The 17915-nt window shown below is 67.5% G+C and carries 23 protein-coding genes and 1 pseudogene; 13 read left to right on the forward strand and 11 right to left on the reverse strand.

Features of this window, described 5'->3' with window-relative positions; genetic code table 11:
* The 3 genes from MVA01S_RS00540 to MVA01S_RS00550 all read left to right on the forward strand — a co-directional run.
* On the forward strand, window positions 1-122 hold a 122-nt coding region (locus MVA01S_RS00540), incomplete at its 5' end, for a tryptophan-rich sensory protein (protein WP_169801738.1).
* Window positions 123-135: 13 nt separating this feature from the next.
* Window positions 136-657: a phosphate-starvation-inducible PsiE family protein gene (locus MVA01S_RS00545; protein ID WP_003932600.1), complete on the forward strand. Its 522-nt coding sequence runs from the start codon at window positions 136-138 to the stop codon at window positions 655-657.
* Between the two features lie 55 nt (window positions 658-712).
* Window positions 713-1549: an acyl-CoA thioesterase domain-containing protein gene (locus tag MVA01S_RS00550; RefSeq protein ID WP_003932599.1), complete on the forward strand. Its 837-nt coding sequence runs from the start codon at window positions 713-715 to the stop codon at window positions 1547-1549.
* A 74-nt stretch (window positions 1550-1623) separates the two neighbouring features.
* Here MVA01S_RS00550 and MVA01S_RS00555 read toward each other — a convergent pair whose 3' ends face one another.
* From MVA01S_RS00555 to MVA01S_RS00570, 4 genes are all read right to left on the reverse strand, one after another.
* On the reverse strand, window positions 1624-2439 hold the full coding sequence (locus MVA01S_RS00555; protein ID WP_003932598.1) for a siderophore-interacting protein: 816 nt from the start codon (window positions 2437-2439) through the stop codon (window positions 1624-1626).
* A gap of 14 nt (window positions 2440-2453) precedes the next feature.
* Window positions 2454-2759: a hypothetical protein gene (locus MVA01S_RS30125; RefSeq protein ID WP_003932597.1), complete on the reverse strand. Its 306-nt coding sequence runs from the start codon at window positions 2757-2759 to the stop codon at window positions 2454-2456.
* Between the two features lie 422 nt (window positions 2760-3181).
* On the reverse strand, window positions 3182-4510 hold the full coding sequence (locus tag MVA01S_RS00565; protein WP_003932596.1) for an HNH endonuclease signature motif containing protein: 1329 nt from the start codon (window positions 4508-4510) through the stop codon (window positions 3182-3184).
* 157 nt (window positions 4511-4667) lie between these two features.
* Window positions 4668-5126: a winged helix-turn-helix transcriptional regulator gene (locus MVA01S_RS00570; protein WP_040542470.1), complete on the reverse strand. Its 459-nt coding sequence runs from the start codon at window positions 5124-5126 to the stop codon at window positions 4668-4670.
* A 103-nt stretch (window positions 5127-5229) separates the two neighbouring features.
* On the opposite strand from MVA01S_RS00570, the gene MVA01S_RS00575 reads away from it, so the two are divergent.
* Both MVA01S_RS00575 and MVA01S_RS00580 read left to right on the forward strand, forming a co-directional pair.
* Window positions 5230-6426 carry an MFS transporter gene (locus MVA01S_RS00575; protein ID WP_003932594.1) on the forward strand — a complete coding sequence of 399 codons (1197 nt, stop codon included), beginning with the start codon at window positions 5230-5232 and terminating at the stop codon, window positions 6424-6426.
* 69 nt (window positions 6427-6495) lie between these two features.
* A pseudogene (locus MVA01S_RS00580) lies at window positions 6496-7367 on the forward strand (IS481 family transposase); the annotation flags it as partial.
* Window positions 7368-7391: 24 nt separating this feature from the next.
* On the opposite strand, the gene MVA01S_RS00585 reads toward MVA01S_RS00580, so the two are convergent.
* Both MVA01S_RS00585 and MVA01S_RS00590 read right to left on the reverse strand, forming a co-directional pair.
* On the reverse strand, window positions 7392-7787 hold the full coding sequence (locus tag MVA01S_RS00585; protein WP_003932591.1) for a nuclear transport factor 2 family protein: 396 nt from the start codon (window positions 7785-7787) through the stop codon (window positions 7392-7394).
* A 117-nt stretch (window positions 7788-7904) separates the two neighbouring features.
* Complete coding sequence (locus MVA01S_RS00590) at window positions 7905-8135, reverse strand: hypothetical protein (protein ID WP_144033076.1); 231 nt, start codon at window positions 8133-8135, stop codon at window positions 7905-7907.
* 220 nt (window positions 8136-8355) lie between these two features.
* On the opposite strand from MVA01S_RS00590, the gene MVA01S_RS00595 reads away from it, so the two are divergent.
* The 3 genes from MVA01S_RS00595 (at window position 8356) to MVA01S_RS00605 (ending at window position 11122) form a co-directional block, all read left to right on the forward strand.
* On the forward strand, window positions 8356-9267 hold the full coding sequence (locus MVA01S_RS00595) for a manganese catalase (protein WP_040542468.1): 912 nt from the start codon (window positions 8356-8358) through the stop codon (window positions 9265-9267).
* Window positions 9268-9361: 94 nt separating this feature from the next.
* Entirely contained in the window at window positions 9362-10510 is a 1149-nt protein-coding gene (locus MVA01S_RS00600) for a zinc-dependent alcohol dehydrogenase (RefSeq protein ID WP_003932588.1), read from the forward strand.
* An 18-nt stretch (window positions 10511-10528) separates the two neighbouring features.
* Entirely contained in the window at window positions 10529-11122 is a 594-nt protein-coding gene (locus MVA01S_RS00605; RefSeq protein ID WP_040542466.1) for a hypothetical protein, read from the forward strand.
* 5 nt (window positions 11123-11127) lie between these two features.
* On the opposite strand, the gene MVA01S_RS31170 is transcribed toward MVA01S_RS00605, so the two are convergent.
* Window positions 11128-11283 carry a hypothetical protein gene (locus tag MVA01S_RS31170; protein ID WP_157895622.1) on the reverse strand — a complete coding sequence of 52 codons (156 nt, stop codon included), beginning with the start codon at window positions 11281-11283 and terminating at the stop codon, window positions 11128-11130.
* A gap of 134 nt (window positions 11284-11417) precedes the next feature.
* Between MVA01S_RS31170 and MVA01S_RS00610 the strand changes: the two genes are divergently transcribed.
* The gene (locus MVA01S_RS00610) at window positions 11418-11681 is read left to right on the forward strand and encodes a hypothetical protein (RefSeq protein WP_237024412.1); all 264 of its coding nucleotides are present in this window, start codon (window positions 11418-11420) and stop codon (window positions 11679-11681) included.
* 39 nt (window positions 11682-11720) lie between these two features.
* Complete coding sequence (locus tag MVA01S_RS00615; protein WP_003932585.1) at window positions 11721-12056, forward strand: DUF8129 domain-containing protein; 336 nt, start codon at window positions 11721-11723, stop codon at window positions 12054-12056.
* 16 nt (window positions 12057-12072) lie between these two features.
* On the opposite strand, the gene MVA01S_RS00620 is transcribed toward MVA01S_RS00615, so the two are convergent.
* Window positions 12073-12561 (reverse strand): SRPBCC family protein, encoded by a 489-nt coding sequence (locus MVA01S_RS00620; RefSeq protein WP_003932584.1) that lies wholly within the window; start codon window positions 12559-12561, stop codon window positions 12073-12075.
* A 151-nt stretch (window positions 12562-12712) separates the two neighbouring features.
* On the opposite strand from MVA01S_RS00620, the gene MVA01S_RS00625 reads away from it, so the two are divergent.
* Window positions 12713-13549: a peptidoglycan recognition protein family protein gene (locus MVA01S_RS00625; protein ID WP_003932583.1), complete on the forward strand. Its 837-nt coding sequence runs from the start codon at window positions 12713-12715 to the stop codon at window positions 13547-13549.
* A gap of 24 nt (window positions 13550-13573) precedes the next feature.
* Here MVA01S_RS00625 and MVA01S_RS00630 read toward each other — a convergent pair whose 3' ends face one another.
* Window positions 13574-14563: an SDR family NAD(P)-dependent oxidoreductase gene (locus MVA01S_RS00630; protein ID WP_060941526.1), complete on the reverse strand. Its 990-nt coding sequence runs from the start codon at window positions 14561-14563 to the stop codon at window positions 13574-13576.
* A 117-nt stretch (window positions 14564-14680) separates the two neighbouring features.
* On the opposite strand from MVA01S_RS00630, the gene MVA01S_RS00635 reads away from it, so the two are divergent.
* Window positions 14681-15145 (forward strand): hypothetical protein, encoded by a 465-nt coding sequence (locus tag MVA01S_RS00635; protein WP_003932580.1) that lies wholly within the window; start codon window positions 14681-14683, stop codon window positions 15143-15145.
* 67 nt (window positions 15146-15212) lie between these two features.
* On the forward strand, window positions 15213-17207 hold the full coding sequence (locus MVA01S_RS00640; protein ID WP_003932579.1) for a DUF7064 domain-containing protein: 1995 nt from the start codon (window positions 15213-15215) through the stop codon (window positions 17205-17207).
* A 16-nt stretch (window positions 17208-17223) separates the two neighbouring features.
* On the opposite strand, the gene MVA01S_RS00645 is transcribed toward MVA01S_RS00640, so the two are convergent.
* On the reverse strand, window positions 17224-17613 hold the full coding sequence (locus MVA01S_RS00645; protein ID WP_003932578.1) for a VOC family protein: 390 nt from the start codon (window positions 17611-17613) through the stop codon (window positions 17224-17226).
* The gene (locus tag MVA01S_RS00650; RefSeq protein ID WP_003932577.1) at window positions 17610-17903 is read right to left on the reverse strand and encodes an ArsR/SmtB family transcription factor; all 294 of its coding nucleotides are present in this window, start codon (window positions 17901-17903) and stop codon (window positions 17610-17612) included. Before MVA01S_RS00650 ends, MVA01S_RS00645 begins: the two co-directional genes overlap by 4 nt.
* Window positions 17904-17915 lie beyond the last annotated feature (12 nt).

Consider the following 17915-nt stretch of genomic DNA (forward strand, 5'->3'; position numbering starts at 1 on the left):
CAGACCTCGCCCGCCGGGCCGGCGCGGTGAACGCGCCTGCCGGCGCGGCGCTGGCGCCGTACCCGCTGTGGTGCGCGTTCGCCACGGCGCTGTCCACCCGCATCTGGCAGCTGAACCGCTGACGGGCGCACGTCGGTGGCGAGGCGCGTAGAGCAGCAGACCGAGGAACGTCAGCGCCTCGCAGACCGCGTCCTCAGCGCGCTCGAGGACACCATCTACTGGGCCATCGCGGTGATGCTGGTGATCGGCTCCGGCGCGCTGCTGGTCAGCCAGTTCAACACGATGCTGCGGCTGCGCAGCACCCCGGCGAACACCGTGATGCTGGAGATCCTCGACGGACTGCTGCTGATCTTCATCTTCGTCGAGTTGCTCTACGCGGTGCGCACCTCACTGCGCTCGCACGAGATCGTCGCGGAACCGTTCCTCATCGTCGGCATGCTCGCGGGCATCAAGGAGATCGTGGTGCTCTCGGTGGAGGCGGCGACTCTGCTCGACAACGGGCCGAACTTCTCGCGCGCGGTCGTCGAGATCGGGGTGCTCGGCGGCGTCGTGCTGGTGCTGGCGCTGGCCGCGGTGATCATGCGCACCCGCCGCCCCGGCGGCGAGGACGATGGCGCGCGGGCGGTCAAGGAGGAGTCGGAGGCGGCTCGGCAGTGAACGCGCCGGACACCCCGGTGCTGTCCGGCCGGCCGTCACGGGTTCTACTGAGAACGTGCAGCAGACACCCGAGGTCGCCGACGAGGCGGCACACTTCCTGGTCACCGGCGCCGGGTTCACTCCCACGCGGTATGCGCAGAGCCACTGGGGTGAAGACCACCTCAACGGTCCGGCGGTCGTCGGGCTGATCGCGCGCGGCCTCGAGAAGGAGTGCGGTTCAGCCGAATTCCACCCGACGCGGCTGACCGTCGACCTGTTTCGCGCCGCCCGCAATGCGTTCACCACGCTGGACATCAGAGTGGTACGCGACGGGCGCCGGGTCCGCAGCGCCGAGTGCGACGTGATGCAGGACGGGCGTGCGGTGGCCCGGGCCACGCTGATCCAGTACCGGCCGTCCGCGCCGCCCCCGGGCCGGCTGTGGCATCCGGCCTCGGCGGCGCCTGAGTTCCCCGAACCCGACGGCGCGCTGCAGCCCTTCGTCGGTAGCGACGACGTCGGCTGGACCCGTTCCCCGGCCGAGCACCAGAACGCCTCGCGGAAGCGCTTTTTCAACGACGGAATCCGGGTGGTCGCCGGTGAGGCCAGTTCGCCGTTCGTCCGGGCGGCGATGGTGGCCGAAGCGACCAGCCTGGTGACCAATCTGGGCACGGCGGGCGTGGGGTACATCAACGGTGACCTGACGGTGGCGCTGTCGCGGCTGCCGGTCGACGACTGGATCGGCATCGAGGCCGACTCGCATCACGCGGCTGCGGGCGTGGCGGTCGGTACGGCCACGCTGTTCGACAGTCAGGGCGCCTTCGGAGCCGGTCTGACCACCGCCGTCGCGAACCCGGCCGCCCAGATCGATTTCTCCACAAAGAGTTTCAGTCCGGGCGACATCAATTACGAGTAGAGGTCACCCCGCAGCCGCGCGACACCACCGTCTCGGGTGCCGGGAGTGCCGGGGCCTCGGTGGTCCCAGGGGGGCTACAGGCCGATCCGCTCGCAGGCGTCGTCGAACTCCTCGAAGGCGACCTTGTCGCCCTTACCGTCGGTCAGCGCGCGTTCGTAGACCTGAAACACGTCGACCTGGACTTCGGCGAACCGGCGGTCCCACGCTTCGGAATCGGAGCGCCAGTAGCCGGTGATGTCGTACTGGTCGATGCTCCAGCCCAGTCCGCGCAGGTACTTGCGCACCGCGCGCGACTCGGCCGCCTCACCGGCGAACCAGCAGTATCCGCGCCCCTCAGGAAGGCGGATCTCGCGGACAGTGCGCGCCAGTGCGCTTGGACCGCAGCCGTTTCCGGTACCGATGAGGGGTATCGCAGTGAGTCGGGGATGGTGGGGCAGGTAGTCGAGGTCGACGGGGTCGGCGACCTCGGCGACCAGGATCGCGGGTCCGTCCCCGGAGAGTTCTTCCAGGATCCGGGCGGTCGCCGGCAACCCGGACAGGTCGGTGACCAGGAGCTGCCAGGTGGTTTCGGGTTCGGGCCGATACCAGGATCGCGCGTGGTCGAGGCCGACGCGGTCGCCGGGTCGGGCGCTCGACGCCCACTCGGTGCCGGGCCCGTGCGCGTGCAGCACGACGTCGATGGTGAGGCGCGGACCGTTGTGGTAGCGCACCGAGTAATTTCGCCCCTGCGGCGCGGCGTCCGCGGCGCCGGTGGGGAAGTAGACACCGACGGCGGAGTCAGCTTCGGTGCTGATGTGCAGCGCGGCGGGATCGTCGACGTCCAGCACGATGCGCTGCATGCGATCGGTCAGTCGGATGGTCTCGACGACGGACGCATGCGAGAACGACACCTAGGGAAGGTAACTTAAATGCAACCGTTCACGGAGATCCGCCGGCCGACGTTCGCGCACACCGTCACATTCGGGGGTGGGGGCGGAGGCGGCGGGGGTGGTGCGGCCTGGTAATCCTCGGGCAGCGGCGCGTATGCGGCCGGAGGCGGTACCCAGGGAGCGACCGCATCGGCGACATTGCCGCACGCATTCACCGAGACATGACGTCCACCGACCGATCCGCAGACGTCGGCGCCGGCCACAGCCGGCTCGGCGAACGCTGTCAGTCCCACTGTCGCCAGGATCATTCCGGTCGACGCCATCACCCGCGCGGTCCACACGCGTGGGATCGTACCGCGCGGACCTGCTGTTCAGGGACTGCTTCAACACGGAGATCCTTGCGAAGAAATGCCTATGCCGCGGTGACCAGCCGCCGCGGAGTCTTGATCACCTCCGTGGGCGAGGTACGGGACAGCCGATCGGATGACCGGGATGTAGCTGATGTTCCTTCAGCAGAACGGTTTTCGGGGTCGTTGCGCATGACTGTCACGGACATGGTCGCCATGCAGGTGACTGATGGCGGCGCCGCGGATGGTGCAGACCGGGACCAATCCCGGTGGGCTGCCGAAGTCGGCGTCAACGACTTCAAACTCCAGGTGCAGCACGAGGCGTTCGAACCGGTGTCGGCCAGCCTGTTTCCGACGGAAGTCTTGAGACGGCAAGGGCTTCTGCCCGGAATGCCGACGACCCACCCTCGGTTGGCTCAGTTTCTGGTTGGTGGTGGGGGTTGGTAGGGGTGATACCACTTCCACTGGACGCGTTCCCCGGATGGTCCGCGGTAGGGCGCGACCTCGGGTGGAGGTGTGGTCGGGGGTCGGGCCAGCGAGCCCGGTTCCAGCGGTCGGCCGCTCCGATCGGTGACCCGCAGTCGCTCGGCCGGTCCGATGAGGGTGATGACCCCGCGGTGGTGTAGCCGGTGATGGAACGGACACAGCAGCACCAGGTTGTCCAGCTCGGTCGCGCCGCCGTCTTCCCAATGGCGGAGGTGATGGGCATGCAAACCCCGGCTGGCCCCGCATCCGGGCACCACACACGTGGTGTCGCGGTACTCCAGCGCCCGCCGCAGCCGCCGGCTGACCGTACGCGTCGAACGCCCGACACCCAGCGGTTGCCCGTCACGCTCGAACCACACCTCACAGGTGGCATCACAGGACAGATAACGCCGCTGCTCGTCGGTCAGCAACGGCCCCAGATGCAGCGCGGCGACCTTGTCCTTGACATCCACGTGCACCACCACCGTGGTGTGTTGCCCGTGCGGGCGGCGCGCCGCGTCGACATCCCAACCGGCATCGACCAACGCCATGAACGCCTCACCACCACCAGGCAGCGGCGGCCGCGCAACACCCGACCCTCCGGGCACATCAGGGTCGGGGCTGTGGTCGCGTTGCCACTGCGCGATCAGCCCGTCCTGGTGTGACTGCAGCGCCGCCTCGAACTTCGCCGCCTCCAACTCCGGCAAAGTGATACGCCAGCAGACGAACTCACCCTCCACACTCTTGGAGATCGACGGCCGCGGCACCGACTCAGTTTCGGGCTCGACCTCGACCTCGACCTCGGGCTCGACCTCGACCTCGGGCTCGACCTCGGGTTCGGGTTCGGGCTTGGGGCGTGGTTCCTGTTTGAGCGCGGTGCGCAACTGGCTGACCGTGGCGTTCTCGGCGAACTGCGCGTAGTGGGCATCCGAACCCGCACCCGCACGCTCGGCGATCGCCCCGACCTGATCCAGCGACAGCCGGCCCTCCCGTAGATCCCGGGCACAGCGCGGAAGCTCCGCCAGTCGGCGCGCGACCGCCACGATCGTCTCGGCGTTCCGTATCGAGGTGCCCAGCTTCCAGGCGATCAGCCCCTCCATCGACTTCATCCCGGTAAACCCCCACAACCGGGCACGGTCGATCTCGGCAGCGATCTCAGCGATCCGCCCGTCAATGGCGTTGCGCTGCCCGGCCAGCTCGGCCCACTCGGCGAAAAACCCGTCAAGGCGCTCCGACTGACCCACCACATCGTCGGTGTCAGCGGCAACCCTCGAGGACATGAACCTATCCTCGCACCACCCACCGACAAAAAACGGCGTCGCGAAAACCGCTCAGTGCGGCGTCATTTCGCATCCTCTGCGATTCGGGTGCAGGCTTAGTTGTTGCGGGACGACAGGTTGTTGACGTCCGGCCCACACGGTCACTCCAAGAGCGTGTCTACTCGTTGTTACGTATGACTTGGGTTGAGTCGACGTCGACACGATGACCGTGAGCGTCGGTCGGGCGCAGTTGGCCTAATGGGTTGCCGCTCTCGTCAACTAGAGCGGAATGCGCCTCATCGTCGGCGAACGCGTGTCGCTCACCCCACTGACGCATTGCCACGATAATCGTGAAGAGGTCGCGGCCTGCATCGGTAAGGACGTAGACCTGGCGGCGTCCGGAGATCGCCGTCTCTCGCTCGAGGATGCCGTGATCGACGAGGCGGCGAAGCCGGTCGGTGAGGATGTTGCGCGCAACCCCGGTGCGTTGGTGGAAGTCGGTGAACGACCTCGCGTTGTCCATCGCATCGCGAATGATCAGCAGGCTCCATCGGTCTCCGACGAGGTCGAGCGTCCGCGCGACTGGGCACGTTGGGTCCGTCCAGGTCACGTCGTCAACGTTCACGACTGAGTTCATCACGCCTCCCGATGAGTTGCAGATCGAAACCATTGTGACATGCTCCAATAGTTGCATATTGCTACTGATTGGAGATGGTGTGGGACTCACACAGGGCCGAAGAATGCTGCTCGCGACGGTCTGCTCGGTCGCCGTCGCGACGATTTACGTCGCCCAGCCCGTGCTCGAGCAGATCGGGCGAGACCTGGGAATGCCCGAGTCTGACCTCGGGTGGATCGTGGCAGCTGGACAGATCGGTTACCTGGTCGGCTTGGCTGTCCTGGTCCCGTTGGGAGACATGCTGGACCGGCGCAAGCTCATCGGGGGCCAACTCCTCCTTGCCGCAGTCGGCATGCTGGTGGCTGCGTTCGCTCCTGGACTGTGGCTTCTGCTCATTGGTCTCGCCGCGACGGGCCTGTTCGCCGTCGTCGTACAGACGACCGTCGCATTCGCCGCTGATCTATCGACGCCAGCGGAGCGTGGTCACACGCTCGGAATCGTCACCTCCGGGGTCATCATCGGAATCCTCGGGGCCCGAGTCCTGGCCGGGGTTCTCGCCGACCTGTGGGGGTGGCGAAGCATCTACATCACGCTCACGCTGCTTCTCGTCGTGCTCTCGATCGCGGTACTGAAGCAGCTGCCAGCAGACCACCGGTCGAATCGCAGGACCTACGGCGACGTGCTGACCTCACTCGGGCACCTCTTTCGCGATCCGCTGTTCATCTCGCGCGGGATGATCGCGTTCTTCCTCTTCGCTTCCTTCGGCACGCTCTGGAGCGGGCTCGCGTTACCACTGGCTGCCGAACCGTGGCAGCTGAGCACGGCGCAGATCGGCCTGTTCGGAATCGCCGGGCTCGCTGGCGCAATGGGAGCTGCACGGGCAGGACGATGGGCGGACTCTGGCCGAACTAACCCCGTGACCGGTACTGCGCTCGCATTGCTGGCGCTGTCCTGGATCGCATCCGGGCAGGCCACCTCGTCACTCTGGCTAGTGGTCGTCGGTGTCATCGTCCTGGACTTCGCGGTCCAGGCCGCGCACGTCAGCAACCAGTCTCTTCTTACCGCCGCCTACTCGGAACAGACCAGCAGCGCCATCGGCGGCTACATGATCTTCTACTCGCTCGGCTCCGCCCTCGGTGCGACCGCCACCACCAGGATCTATTTCACATCAGGGTGGACAGGATCCGCCGTTCTCGGCGCAAGCTTCGCCCTCTGCGGACTACTCATCTGGGCACTCAGCCGGCGCACGGTCACGAGGACGCGACACGACGCCGACGGCCACGGATCAGGTCATACAGGCCTGACACCGAAAGCAGGCTGAGGATGGTCCTCCGAACGCGCCACTGTCGATTGAGGGACGCCGGCCCTTGATCGAGCGGTGCAAGACCAGACCCACTACCGCCAATTCGGAGCGGTTGGCCTCGCCGATGATCCTCCGCGCCGCACGCACAGCCAGCCGCAACCTCCCCGGTGATCGTGGCAAGGATCGAGAGTCTCCGCCGCGTCCGCAAATACTCGTCGGCTCGCATCGCGTTCGAACTGCGGGCCGAGGGCGTCACGATCAGCCGCCGCACCGTGTCACGCCAGCTACTGGCGCTCGGGTTGAACCGTCGCAAGTTCATCGACCCGAACGGCGAGGCGAACCGCGAACCCCGAAAGATCATCGCTCGCCGCCCCGGGCATATGGTCCACCTCGACGTGAAGAAGGTCGGACGCATCCCCGACGGCGGAGGATGGCGCGCCCACGGACGCGGGAGCGAACAGGCTAAGGCTGCAGAGCAATCGAAGAGGAAGACCAAGCGAGGCGGCTGTGTCTACCTGCATTCCGCGATCGACGGCTACTCCAGACTCGCCTACACCGAAGCGCTATCGGACGAGAAGGCCGACACCGCGATCGCGTTCATGCATCGAGCCCCTGTCTGGTTCGCCGCACACGGGATCACGCGAATCGAGCGAGTCGTCACTGACAATGGCGCGTGCTACCGCGCCGAAGCGTTCGCCCACGCCCTAGCGGGTCCCGCCACCAGCGAATCACGCCCTACACCCCGCGCCACAACGGAAAGGTGGAGCGTTACAACAGGATCATCTACCGAGGAGTTCCTCTATGCCCGCACCTGGACTTCAGAAGATCAACGCCGCGAAGCGCTCCGGGTCTGGAACATCCACTACAACTATCACCGGCCGCACAGCGCCACCGACGGAGCGCCTCCAGCGTCACGACTGCCGGCGACCGTCAGCAACGTCATGGCCTCATACAGCTAGTCATCCCCTGGGATCGGTTATCGCTCAGCTACGTTCGATCGCCTCGCGTTGAATGCGTTCGAACTGCGCGCCCATCGCGTCGGCGAGCGCGGTCGCCCCCGACAGCGGACGCACCATCACCATGAAATCGTCGATCAGGCCGTCGTCGTTGACATGTAGGAAGTCGCAGCCGGTGATCGCCTTGCCTGCGACGGTCGCCTCGAACACCAGGGCGTGGTCGCGTCCGTTGCTGTCGGAGATCTCGCGCACATAGCGGAAGTCCTCGAATACGCGCATCACCCCGCGCAGGATCGCCGCGGTGATCGGCTTACCGGGGTACGGCTTGAACGCCACAGGGCTGGTGAACACCACGTCGTCGGACAGCAGCGCTTCGATGGCGGATTCATCGCGGGCCTCGACGGCCTGCCGGAATGCTTGCATCTGATGACGGTAGCGCGCGCCGCGGATACACGTCGCGGCAGTGTGGCTCTGCGCGCCAGATCTCAGCTGGCTGCGTCGAGAGGTGCTGGGCTGCAGCGGTTTCGATTCATCTGGAACTCATGGATACGCGCCGCGGCCCGATGGGCGCAGACGGCGAGTGCCTCGACGTGTCATCCACAGCGGCCAACGGGTGGGCGTCGACGACGCTGCCCGGACCACGGCGGCGTGGCGCCACGCTTCGGCGCACGGATTGTCGCGGTAGCGGTCGTGCAGCGCGTCGAGGTGCTCACCGGTCACGTCCGTGGCGACGGACGTGATGCGTCTGCCGTCGGTGGTCAGCATGCTCATGCCGCACCCGTCCGCCTTCGGCACGGCGCCGACGCAGTCATGGGCGAAAGGCATTGGTTCCGCGCCGACACCCGCGCCCCCGCCCACCAAACTCTTTTTCTTGGATCGACACATCGAGGTTTATCCCGTCTGTGCCGGGTATTGCCGACGTACCGCGGCTGAGCAGATGCCGCGGGGCCGACCGGCTGTCCTGTGAATCCCTTAGCCGACTGGAGAGTTGATGTTTCGTCATACCGATTACATGCAGTTCGATGTGAAGCCCGAGAAGCCGGATCCTGTCTACGCGCGCAAACTCCAGGAGTTGCTGGGCGGAGCGTTCGGTGAGATGACGGTCACCATGCAGTATTTGATGCAGGGCTGGAACTGTCGCATGAAGGGTAAGTACAAAGACCTGATCATGGACGTGGCGACCGAGGAGATGGGCCACGTCGAGATGATCGCCACGATGTGCGCTCGTTTGCTTGAGGGTGCGCCCGCAACCGATACCACGCAGAACGCGCTGGGCGATCCGGTGATTGCCGCCGTGATGGGCGGAATGGACCCACAGCAGGCCATCATCACCGGTGGTGCGCCCACGCTGTCGGACAGCCAGGGATCACCCTGGAACGGCAAGTACATCGTCGCGTCCGGCAACCTGCTGGCCGACTTCTACGCCAATGTCGCCGCCGAGGCGCAGGGGCGGGTGCAGACCGCACGGTTGTGGCACATGACCGATGACCCCGGCGTCAAGGCGATGCTCAAGTTCAATCTGGCTCGGGACACCTATCACCAGAACATGTGGCTCGCGGCGATCGAGGAACTGCAGGCCGACGGACTGGAGGGTGTCGTGGCCCCGAACGATCTGTTCGACGAGGAATTCGAAGAGCACGCCAGCACGCTGTGGCACCTGTCCGACGGCGCCGACGCGGACAAGGGCAGATGGGCCAACGGCCCGCTGCCCGACGGCCGCCACACCGGCCGGTTCCTGGCTGACCCGCAGCCGCTCGGCGGCCTGCAGTCCGGGCCGCCGCCGGACCCGAAGCTCTACTGCACCTATGACGGGGCCATGGGTGAACCCCGGCCGCCGGCCTTCGGCACCGAGAAGGGGCTGATGGGCAAGCTCAAGGACGCGGTCGACCCCGACAAGACCTGACCCGACCTCCGCAGGATGCGGGACGCTGCCTCCGAACAGGCGGCGCCCCGCCCTGCGGCTTCGTTGACCACACGGCGAGAAAGGCAAGTGTCCCATGAAGGCGATGACCTACCGCGGCCCGTACCGAATTCGGGTCGAGGACAAGGACATTCCGAAGATAGAACATCCGAACGACGCTGTGGTGCAGGTCAAACGCGCGGCAATCTGCGGGTCGGACCTGCACCTCTACCACGGCCTGATGCCGGACACCCGGGTCGGCCACACCTTCGGCCGCGAGTTCATCGGGGTCGTGCACCAGGTGGGTTCGTCGGTGGAGAACCTCAGCGTCGGTGACCGGGTCATGGTGCCGTTCAACATCTTCTGCGGATCGTGCTACTTCTGTGCCAGGGGTCTGTACTCCAACTGCCACAACGTGAACCCGAACGCCACCGCAGTCGGTGGTATCTACGGCTACTCCCACACGTGCGGAGGCTACGACGGAGGACAGGCGGAGTTCGTGCGGGTGCCGTTCGCCGACGTCGGTCCCGTGAAGATCCCTGACTGGCTCGACGACGACGACGCGGTGATGCTCACCGACGCGCTGCCGACCGGCTACTTCGGTGCGCAGCTCGGCGACATCGTGGAGGGGGACACCGTCGTCGTGTTCGGTGCCGGTCCGGTGGGCCTGTTCGCGGCGAAATCGGCTTGGCTCATGGGTGCCGGGCGCGTCATCGTGGTGGACCACCTCGACTTTCGGCTCGAGAAGGCCGCGGAGTTCGCGCATGCGGAGACGTTCAATTTCACCCACTACGACGACATCGTGGTGGAGATGAAGAAGGCGACCGGATTCCTCGGTGCCGATGTGGTCATCGACGCCGTCGGTGCCGAGGCCGACGGTAATCTGCTGATGCACGTGACCTCGGCCAAGCTCAAGTTGCAGGGTGGCTCGCCGACCGCGCTCAACTGGGCCATCGATTCGGTGCGCAAGGGCGGCACGGTCTCGGTGGTGGGCGCCTACGGTCCGATGTTCAGCGCTGTCAAGTTCGGCGATGCCATGAACAAGGGGCTGACCATCAACGCCAACCAGTGTCCGGTGAAACGACAGTGGCCGCGCCTGCTGTCGCATATCCAGCAGGGCTACCTCAACCCCAGTGACATTGTCACCCACCATATTCCGCTGGAGCATATCGCCGAGGGCTACCACATGTTCTCCGCCAAGCTGGACAACTGCATCAAACCGATCGTCGTCGTCAATCCCGACTGAGAGCCGACAGGAGACCTCATGGCCACCCCTGCGAACGCCACCCCTGCCAATAACGTGCCGGTGTACACCGCGGCGCACCCGCCGACACCCGACAGCGCGTTGCTACGTGCCAGCATCCCCGGGTGGGGTGCCGACCTGGATCCCAAGGACCGACCCCAGGTGCCGAAGCTCCGACATGACCTGGATTCCGGTGCGCACTGGGGTTTTCCGGACCGTCAGCCGGAGCACGGGCAGCGGGAACGGTCGATCGAGCACCGCTTTCTCACACCGGTTTTCGGGACGGCCCAGCCGCTCCGGGGTCTGTCCGGCGCGCTCCGGCGGGTGGCCTACCGCTTCAGTGAGGGCCGGGCGGCGCACTGGCTGATCCTGCTGTACGCCGACCGGGTCGATGTGCTCGAACACCGCGTGACCGGACTGCTGACGCTCAAGCCCGACAGGATGATCGCCGAGACCGGCCTGCGGGCCGAGCTGACCCGCAACGGCAGGCGGTCACGACTCGGCCGCGGTCGCACCGACGTCAAGCACATGTGGATGGACCCGGTGATCATCGTCGGGCCGTGGCTGGTGCTCGGCGCCGTCGTCACGCGGCTGGTGCGCCGGCGCCGCCGCTGACCGGATCAGTTACCGGTCTCGCCGGGGTCGTCCTCGCCCTCGGCCTGGTCGGGTTGCGCCGTCCCCGAGGTTTTCATCTCGGGATCGGCGTCGGGATCTTGATCCGTGTCTTCGGGGCCGTTGCCGGATTTCATCATGGTCACCTCCGTGATGTGCCGCATACCCCTGTGGTCCCGGTTTAGTCCCGGTGCCGGTGGCTATGGACTCTGTCGACACCCGGACAGAAGGAGACGAGCGCGTGAGCACCGACGACACGGGCGGCACCACGGCCAACGACCTCGGTGGAGCTGAGGACATGCTCAGCCCCATGGAGGCAACCGACTCTGACGAAGTGCGCAATGCGGACGGCGACGAGGTGGTGGATCCACCCGAAGACTGGGTCGCGGCCGACAAGTTCGGCATGTCCTCCGAGGAGGAGCGGCAAGGCGAGACGCTCGACCAGCGGCTCGCCGAGGAGGTCCCCGACGTGACCCCTGATGACATCGATCCTGTCGCCGTCCCCGGTCAGATCGACGGCACCCCGGAGGACGGCGACTCGCTGTTCCCCATATTGAAGTGACCGTAGTGAAGTGACCGTAGTGACGTGAAAGGCGCACGAATGACGAAGTCCGCAGACCTGCCCCTGCCCGACTACGACCAGCTGACCATCGGCGATCTGCAGCATCGGATCCGCTCGCTGACCGAGGCCGAGCTTGAGGCCGTGCTCACCCACGAGGCCGGGCACGCGGCGCGGGTGCCCGTGCTGGAGATACTGGAAGCACGGCTGCGCGAGCTGCAGGACGGCGCGTCGCCGTCGTCCGGTGATCCACGTCGGGCACCCGGCGTGCAGTCGACCCCCGGTGGCTCACCGGTCAGCGAGGCTACCGCCGCTTCGGCGCACGCCCCGTTGCGGCACGGCGTCGCGAACCAGACGCCGAACCGGGGTCTGCCGTGAGCTGGGCTCAGGTGGGCTAGCTGTCGTCGGAGGCGCGGCGCTCGGCCATCGCGGCCAGCCGCCAGGTGGTCTCCCGGTTGCGCGGGAAGACCATGGCCAGCGCCGCCTTCTCCGGGATCCAGCTCAGCGGCGGTGACACCGGCACCTCGGCCATCTCGATCACGCACCCGCCGCCCTCGAGGTCCTGCAGCCGGAGCGTGATCCGCGCCTTGCCGAACGGCCGGCCGTTGGCGATCAGCACCAGTTCGTGCTCCGGAGTGCACGATTCGACGACCGTGCTGTCGTTGATCACCGCCGGCCAGACTCCGATCGAGTGGTGGATCGTGCTGCCGGGCTGCGGCCACTTTGGATCGACCGCGCGCATCCGGCTGTTGCCGACAACCCACTGGGAGTAGGTCCAGCCGTCGGCGATGATGTTCCAGACCTGTTGCCGAGAGGCCGATGTCTCGCGCCGGACTATCGGCGAGTTCGTGATCTCGGAGGGCTCATCGGTATGCGTCGACACCCGCGTCGGCTACCCGCCCGTGCGCTGGACAAACCCCAGGTGACGAAGTCTTTCCCCGGGCTGACCCGGTCCGGGCCCGCCCGGCTGTCCGACCGGCGTGCTTCGATGGGGGACCGGCCCCAACGTTCCGATGTCCCGGAGGTGTCTGCGCATGCCGAAACCTGTCGGCCGGCGCGGCAACCCGGTCTGGCTGGCTGATGTACTGCGTGCAGCGGGGTTGGAGGTCGTCGAGTTCCCCGGCTGGCGTCGGCGCGGTCACGGGGACTTCGCCGACATCCGCGGGGTGATGGTGCATCACACCGGGTCGGATGCCGCCACCGCGGCCTCGATCGCCTACGGGTTCCCCGAGCTGGCGGGCCCGCTGTCGCAGCTACACATCGCCCGGGACGGCACGGTGACCGTCGTCGCGGCCGGGGTGGCGTGGCACGCCGGGGCCGGTGACTACCCGTGGCTGCCCGTCAACGCCGGGAACTGGTACACCATCGGCATCGAGTGCGCCAACTCCGGGACCAGCCCGACCGCTCCGCACCGGCGGCACTGGCCCGACGCCCAGTACTTCGCCATGGTCGGCTGCTGCGCCGCGATCCACCGGCATCTCGGTCAGCCGCCGAGCTGCACGATCGGGCACAAGGAGTACGCCGGGCGGGCCCAGGGCAAATGGGATCCGGGCGCGATCGACATGGGTGAGCTGCGCCGCGACATCGCCGCCCGGATGGACAGCTCCGACCCGATCGAGAATGCCGACTGGGGTCGACCCGGCACGCTGCTGCTCCGCGGATCCCGGGGCCCGCAGGTCGCTGAACTACAGCGCAGGCTCAAGCACGCCTACGCCGCGTATGCCGGAGGACTGCGCATCGACGGCGTCTACGGAGCCGAGACCGAGGCCGCGGTGCGCGAATTCCAGCGCCGGACAACGGGACTGATCGTTGACGGCATCGTCGGGCCGGCCACCGCCGCCGCGCTGAGACTGCGCCTGATCCACGCGTGAGAACACCGTGCCCGGCGGGGTGGCTTACAGCCGGCCGACCTGCCGCAGGCCTTCGACGGTGTCGGCGATCGTCTCGGCCGGGTCGCGCTGGGTGATGCCGAGATCGTGCCGGCTGGGCTCGTCATCGGATTCGGGCATCTGGGTGTAGTACTGCATCGCGGCCGAATTGATCGGCGTCTCGAACGGCAGGAACGGCCCCACCACGTCGAGCAACCGTCCCGCACTGCGCAGCGCAACGTCGGGGACGGGGTAGACGATCAGGGTCTGGCCGGCTGCGGCGCCGATCATCGAGGCCAGCGTGTCGACCGGAACCCGTTGTCCGCCTGCCATGTAGCGGCGGGGGCCGCGGCCCGGCTCGAGCAGAGCCACATGCAGGTCGGCGAGATCGCGGACGTCGATGACGATCCAGGCCGCGCTGCGGCCGGGCACTCCGTGCATCTTCACCGACGCCTCGACACCTTCGGCGGCCTCACCGAACTGGTCGCCGGCCGGCGGGCCGAGCACCATGCCGGGGTAGGTGATGTTGACCGGCGCGCCGCCGTCCTGCAGTCCGCGGGCATAGGCTTCCACCGCCGCCTTGGACCGGCCGTAGCCGTCGCTGCCACCGACCACCGGCAGGTCGGCGTGCAGCACCTTGAGGTCCGGGCGGAACAGAGCGGTGAAGCTCGATACGTGGACGATCGGGTCGATGCCGGCGTGCACCGCGCCGCCGAGCACGTTGCAGGCGCCTTCGAGATTGGTGTGCAGCATCTCGTCGGCCCGGCTGGGGTCAGTCGAAACCATTGCCGCGCAGTGGATCACCGCATCGCAGCCGTCCAGAGCGGCCGCGGTGGCGGCGGCGTCGGCGATGTCGCCGACCACATGGTCGCTGGTGTCGACGCCGATCTTGTCGGCGCTGGTGATCAACCGGTCAGGATTCCTGACCAGGAACCGCACGTCGTGTCCGGCGTCCTGGGCGGCCTTCGCCGTCCACGCCCCGACGAACCCCGTGCCACCGGTAACCAGAACTTTCATGTGTCCCCTCCGCTCGCCGCCGTGGCCGACGCTACCTTCCGGCGTTGTCCACAGTACGGACGCGCGTCGGCGTGGCTCAGGGGGTCAGCGTGCCCGGTCGGGCTTTACTGTTATCCCATGGAGGGGCAACCGCAGATGCCGACCGGATTCGATCGCCCGCGGGTGGATCCCGGCGCATTGGCGCTGGCAACGGTCGCGGGCGCGGTGGCGTTCATTCTGGGTCCCGGCGAGTGGGACCTGCTCGCCGTCGTCGTCGGGGTGATGTTGCTGTGCATCCTGCTGGCACACCACATCGCCGCACCCGCGGCGCGGACGCCGCGCTCACTGCTGCTGCGAGGGGCGTTCGGCGCCACCACCGGTCTGGCGTTCTGCATCGCGACCGCACCCGCGATCCAGCACTTCGTGGTGACGCCGTATTTCCACAGCGAGACCGACGACGGGTTCTCCGACGACGCCTGGCACACGACCGTCGTGCTCGCGGTGATGTGGTTCTTCGTCGCCACGCTGATCACGGTCTGGGAGCCGCGGATCGCCCGCTGGCTGGACACGCCGCGCCGGCGCAGCGCCACCGACCAGTCGTAGTTGACGTCCGTCAAGTAATTCCGAGGATGCGGCCTTCCGGGGCCGGACACTGCTATAGGTTGGCCGCGTGCACTCCTCGTTGCGTCCGCAGTTGATCGAACGTCCCACCGACCTGACCGCCGAGTGGCTGACCACCGTGCTCGGACAGGGCACCGTCGCCGGGTTCACCCTCGACCGCATCGGCACCGGCCAGATGAGTGAGTGCTACCGCGTCAACCTGACCTACGACGCCGAGGGCTCGGGCCCGGCCTCGGTGGTGCTCAAGGTGGCCGCGGCCGACGCCAGCAGCCGCCAGACCGGCCAGGCGATGGGTCTCTACGAACGCGAGGTCCGGTTCTACACCGACATCGCGCCGAGCCTGGGTGGACCCGTCGCGCCGTGCTATCACGGCGCCTACGATCCCCAGACCGGTGCGTTCGACCTTCTCCTCGGAGACGCCGCGCCGGCCCAGGTCGGCGACGAGATCCGCGGCGCCTCAATCGAACAGGCGAAGCTGGCGCTCACCCAGATCGCCCTCGTCCACGGCCGGGTGCTGGGCAGCGAGGCGTTGGAGGGCGCGGATTGGCTCAACCGCGAGTCGCCGGTCAACCAGGGGCTGATCAGCGCGCTGTACGCGGGCTATCTCGACCGGTACCAGGACCAACTGGCGCCGGAACATCGGGACGTGTGCGACAGGTTCGTCGCGTCGTTCGACGCTTATATGGCCGCCGAGGCGGAGCCGGACCGGCCGCGCGGCCTCGTCCACGGCGACTTCCGGCTGGACAATCAGCTCTTCGGCCAGGACGGGGCGGACCGGCCGCTGACCGTGGTGGACTGGCAGACCGTGACCTGGGGGCCGGCGTTCACCGACGCGGCCTACTTCCTCGGGTGCGCGCTGCCCGTCGAGCAGCGGCGCGAGCACTACGACGCGCTGCTGGCCGACTACCACGCCGCTCTCGGCGCGTCGGGGGTCACGCTCGACGAGGTGCGCGAGGGGGTGCGCCGGCAGAGCTTCTTCGGCGTGCTGATGGCCATCGTGTCGCCGATGCTCGTCGAACGAACTGCGCGCGGCGACGAGATGTTCATGGCGATGATCGCGCGCAACTGTCAGCATGTCCTGGACACCGACGCGCTGGCGCTGCTGCCCGCACCGACCATCCCGGAACCGTTGCAGCCCAACGCCGACGACGAAGGCCGCCATTCCCCGAACGAAGACGCGCTGTGGAGCGAGAGCTGGTACTTCGACTTCGTGGACGCCGACCAGCAGATCGGAGGATGGATCCGGTTGGGCCTGATCCCGAACGAGAACCACGCCTGGGTCAACGGTCTGCTCAGTGCGCCGGGCGCCCCGACCATCGCGCTGCTAGATTTCGACGCCCCACTTCCCGAGGACCACACCCGTGTCCGCGCCGACGGCATCGAGTTGGACATCGACGTGCCGGCGCCGCTGCGCACCTACCGGGTGGCGCTGCGGGGGCGGGGCGAGGCCCACGACGACCCCGCCGCGATCCTGCGCGGCGAGGCGGGCCGGCCCGTCGACGTGTCGATCGACCTCACCTGGACGACCGTCGGGCAGCCGTATCAGTACCGGATCTCACCGCGCTACGAAATCCCCTGCACCGTAACGGGAACCGTGGTCGCCGACGGGCGCACCCATGAGTTCACCGCGGTCCCGGGTCAACGCGACCACTCGTGGGCGGCGCGGGACTGGTGGAGCATGGACTGGGTGTGGACTGCGCTGCACCTCGACGACGGCACGCACCTGCACGGGGTGCAGCTCCTCATCCCCGGCACTCCACCGATCGGGATCGGCTACGCCCAGCGGGACGGCGACGGGCTCGTCGAGCTCACCGCGGTCACGGCGCGAACAACGTTCGCCGACAACGGGTTACCGGTCTCGGCTGAGGTCGATTACGAGCCGGCGGGCATCACCGCCGCCATCGACGTGCGCGGTCACGCTCCGGTGCTGCTGACGTCCTCGGACGGCCGGCTCAGCCAGTTCCCCCGCGCGTGGGGGACGGTCACGACTGCCGACGGCCGCACCGGGACCGGCTGGATCGAGTGGAACCGCAGCCAGGGCTGAGGTTTCCGGCGTTGCGCTAACCCGTGGTGCTCTGGATCTGCACCAGGTTGCCGCAGGTGTCGTCGAGCACCGCGGTCGTCACGGGTCCCATGTCGACGGGCTCCTGCGTGAACCGGACGCCGCGCTCGCGCAGCCGTGCGTATTCCGCCCGGACGTCGTCGACGACGAACGCGGTGTACGGGATTCCGTCGGCGACGAGCGCGTCCTTGAACGGCTTCACAGCAGGGTGAGCGTCGGGTTCGAGGACCAGTTCGGCGCCGTCGGGATCCTCCGGGGCAACGACGGTGATCCATCTCGGCCCGCCCACCGGAACATCGTGTTTCTTCTCGAAGCCCAGCACCTCGGTGTAGAACCGCAGTGCCTTGTCCTGATCGTCGACGAAAATGCTCGCATAGCTGATTCTCATGGCGTCCCCTCCTCGGAGTCGGTGCGCTTCACCCACCGCTCGGCGATGTCGCGCAACGGTGCGACGTTGATGTGGTGGAACTTGTAGCGGCCGTCGCGACGGGTCGCGACCAGGCCCGCCGACTCCAGCACATCCAGGTGCTGGGACGTCGACTGGCGGGACGCGCTGATGCCGTGCTTGGTCGCCAGACGTGCGCAGATCTCGAAGAGTGTCTGGCCGTCCCGTTCGGTCAGCTCGTCGAGGATGGTGCGCCGCGTGGGGTCGGCCAAGGCCTTGAAGACGTCACCCACAGCTCGACAATA

It is taken from the genome of Mycolicibacterium vaccae NBRC 14118 = CIP 105934, from assembly GCF_001552715.1.
In the GTDB taxonomy this organism is placed as follows: domain Bacteria; phylum Actinomycetota; class Actinomycetes; order Mycobacteriales; family Mycobacteriaceae; genus Mycobacterium; species Mycobacterium vaccae.

Bases quoted from the DNA above. Each gene is read 5' to 3' on its own strand.
- MVA01S_RS00565 (WP_003932596.1), bottom strand. From the start codon at position 4,510: ATGTCCTCGAGGGTTGCCGCTGACACCGACGATGTGGTGGGTCAGTCG.
- MVA01S_RS00570 (WP_040542470.1), bottom strand. From the start codon at position 5,126: ATGAACTCAGTCGTGAACGTTGACGACGTGACCTGGACGGACCCAACG.
- MVA01S_RS00575 (WP_003932594.1), top strand. From the start codon at position 5,230: ATGCTGCTCGCGACGGTCTGCTCGGTCGCCGTCGCGACGATTTACGTC.
- MVA01S_RS00585 (WP_003932591.1), bottom strand. From the start codon at position 7,787: ATGCAAGCATTCCGGCAGGCCGTCGAGGCCCGCGATGAATCCGCCATC.
- MVA01S_RS00590 (WP_144033076.1), bottom strand. From the start codon at position 8,135: ATGAGCATGCTGACCACCGACGGCAGACGCATCACGTCCGTCGCCACG.
- MVA01S_RS00595 (WP_040542468.1), top strand. From the start codon at position 8,356: ATGTTTCGTCATACCGATTACATGCAGTTCGATGTGAAGCCCGAGAAG.
- MVA01S_RS00600 (WP_003932588.1), top strand. From the start codon at position 9,362: ATGAAGGCGATGACCTACCGCGGCCCGTACCGAATTCGGGTCGAGGAC.
- MVA01S_RS00605 (WP_040542466.1), top strand. From the start codon at position 10,529: ATGGCCACCCCTGCGAACGCCACCCCTGCCAATAACGTGCCGGTGTAC.
- MVA01S_RS31170 (WP_157895622.1), bottom strand. From the start codon at position 11,283: ATGCGGCACATCACGGAGGTGACCATGATGAAATCCGGCAACGGCCCC.
- MVA01S_RS00610 (WP_237024412.1), top strand. From the start codon at position 11,418: ATGCTCAGCCCCATGGAGGCAACCGACTCTGACGAAGTGCGCAATGCG.
- MVA01S_RS00615 (WP_003932585.1), top strand. From the start codon at position 11,721: ATGACGAAGTCCGCAGACCTGCCCCTGCCCGACTACGACCAGCTGACC.
- MVA01S_RS00625 (WP_003932583.1), top strand. From the start codon at position 12,713: ATGCCGAAACCTGTCGGCCGGCGCGGCAACCCGGTCTGGCTGGCTGAT.
- MVA01S_RS00630 (WP_060941526.1), bottom strand. From the start codon at position 14,563: ATGAAAGTTCTGGTTACCGGTGGCACGGGGTTCGTCGGGGCGTGGACG.
- MVA01S_RS00635 (WP_003932580.1), top strand. From the start codon at position 14,681: ATGGAGGGGCAACCGCAGATGCCGACCGGATTCGATCGCCCGCGGGTG.
- MVA01S_RS00645 (WP_003932578.1), bottom strand. From the start codon at position 17,613: ATGAGAATCAGCTATGCGAGCATTTTCGTCGACGATCAGGACAAGGCA.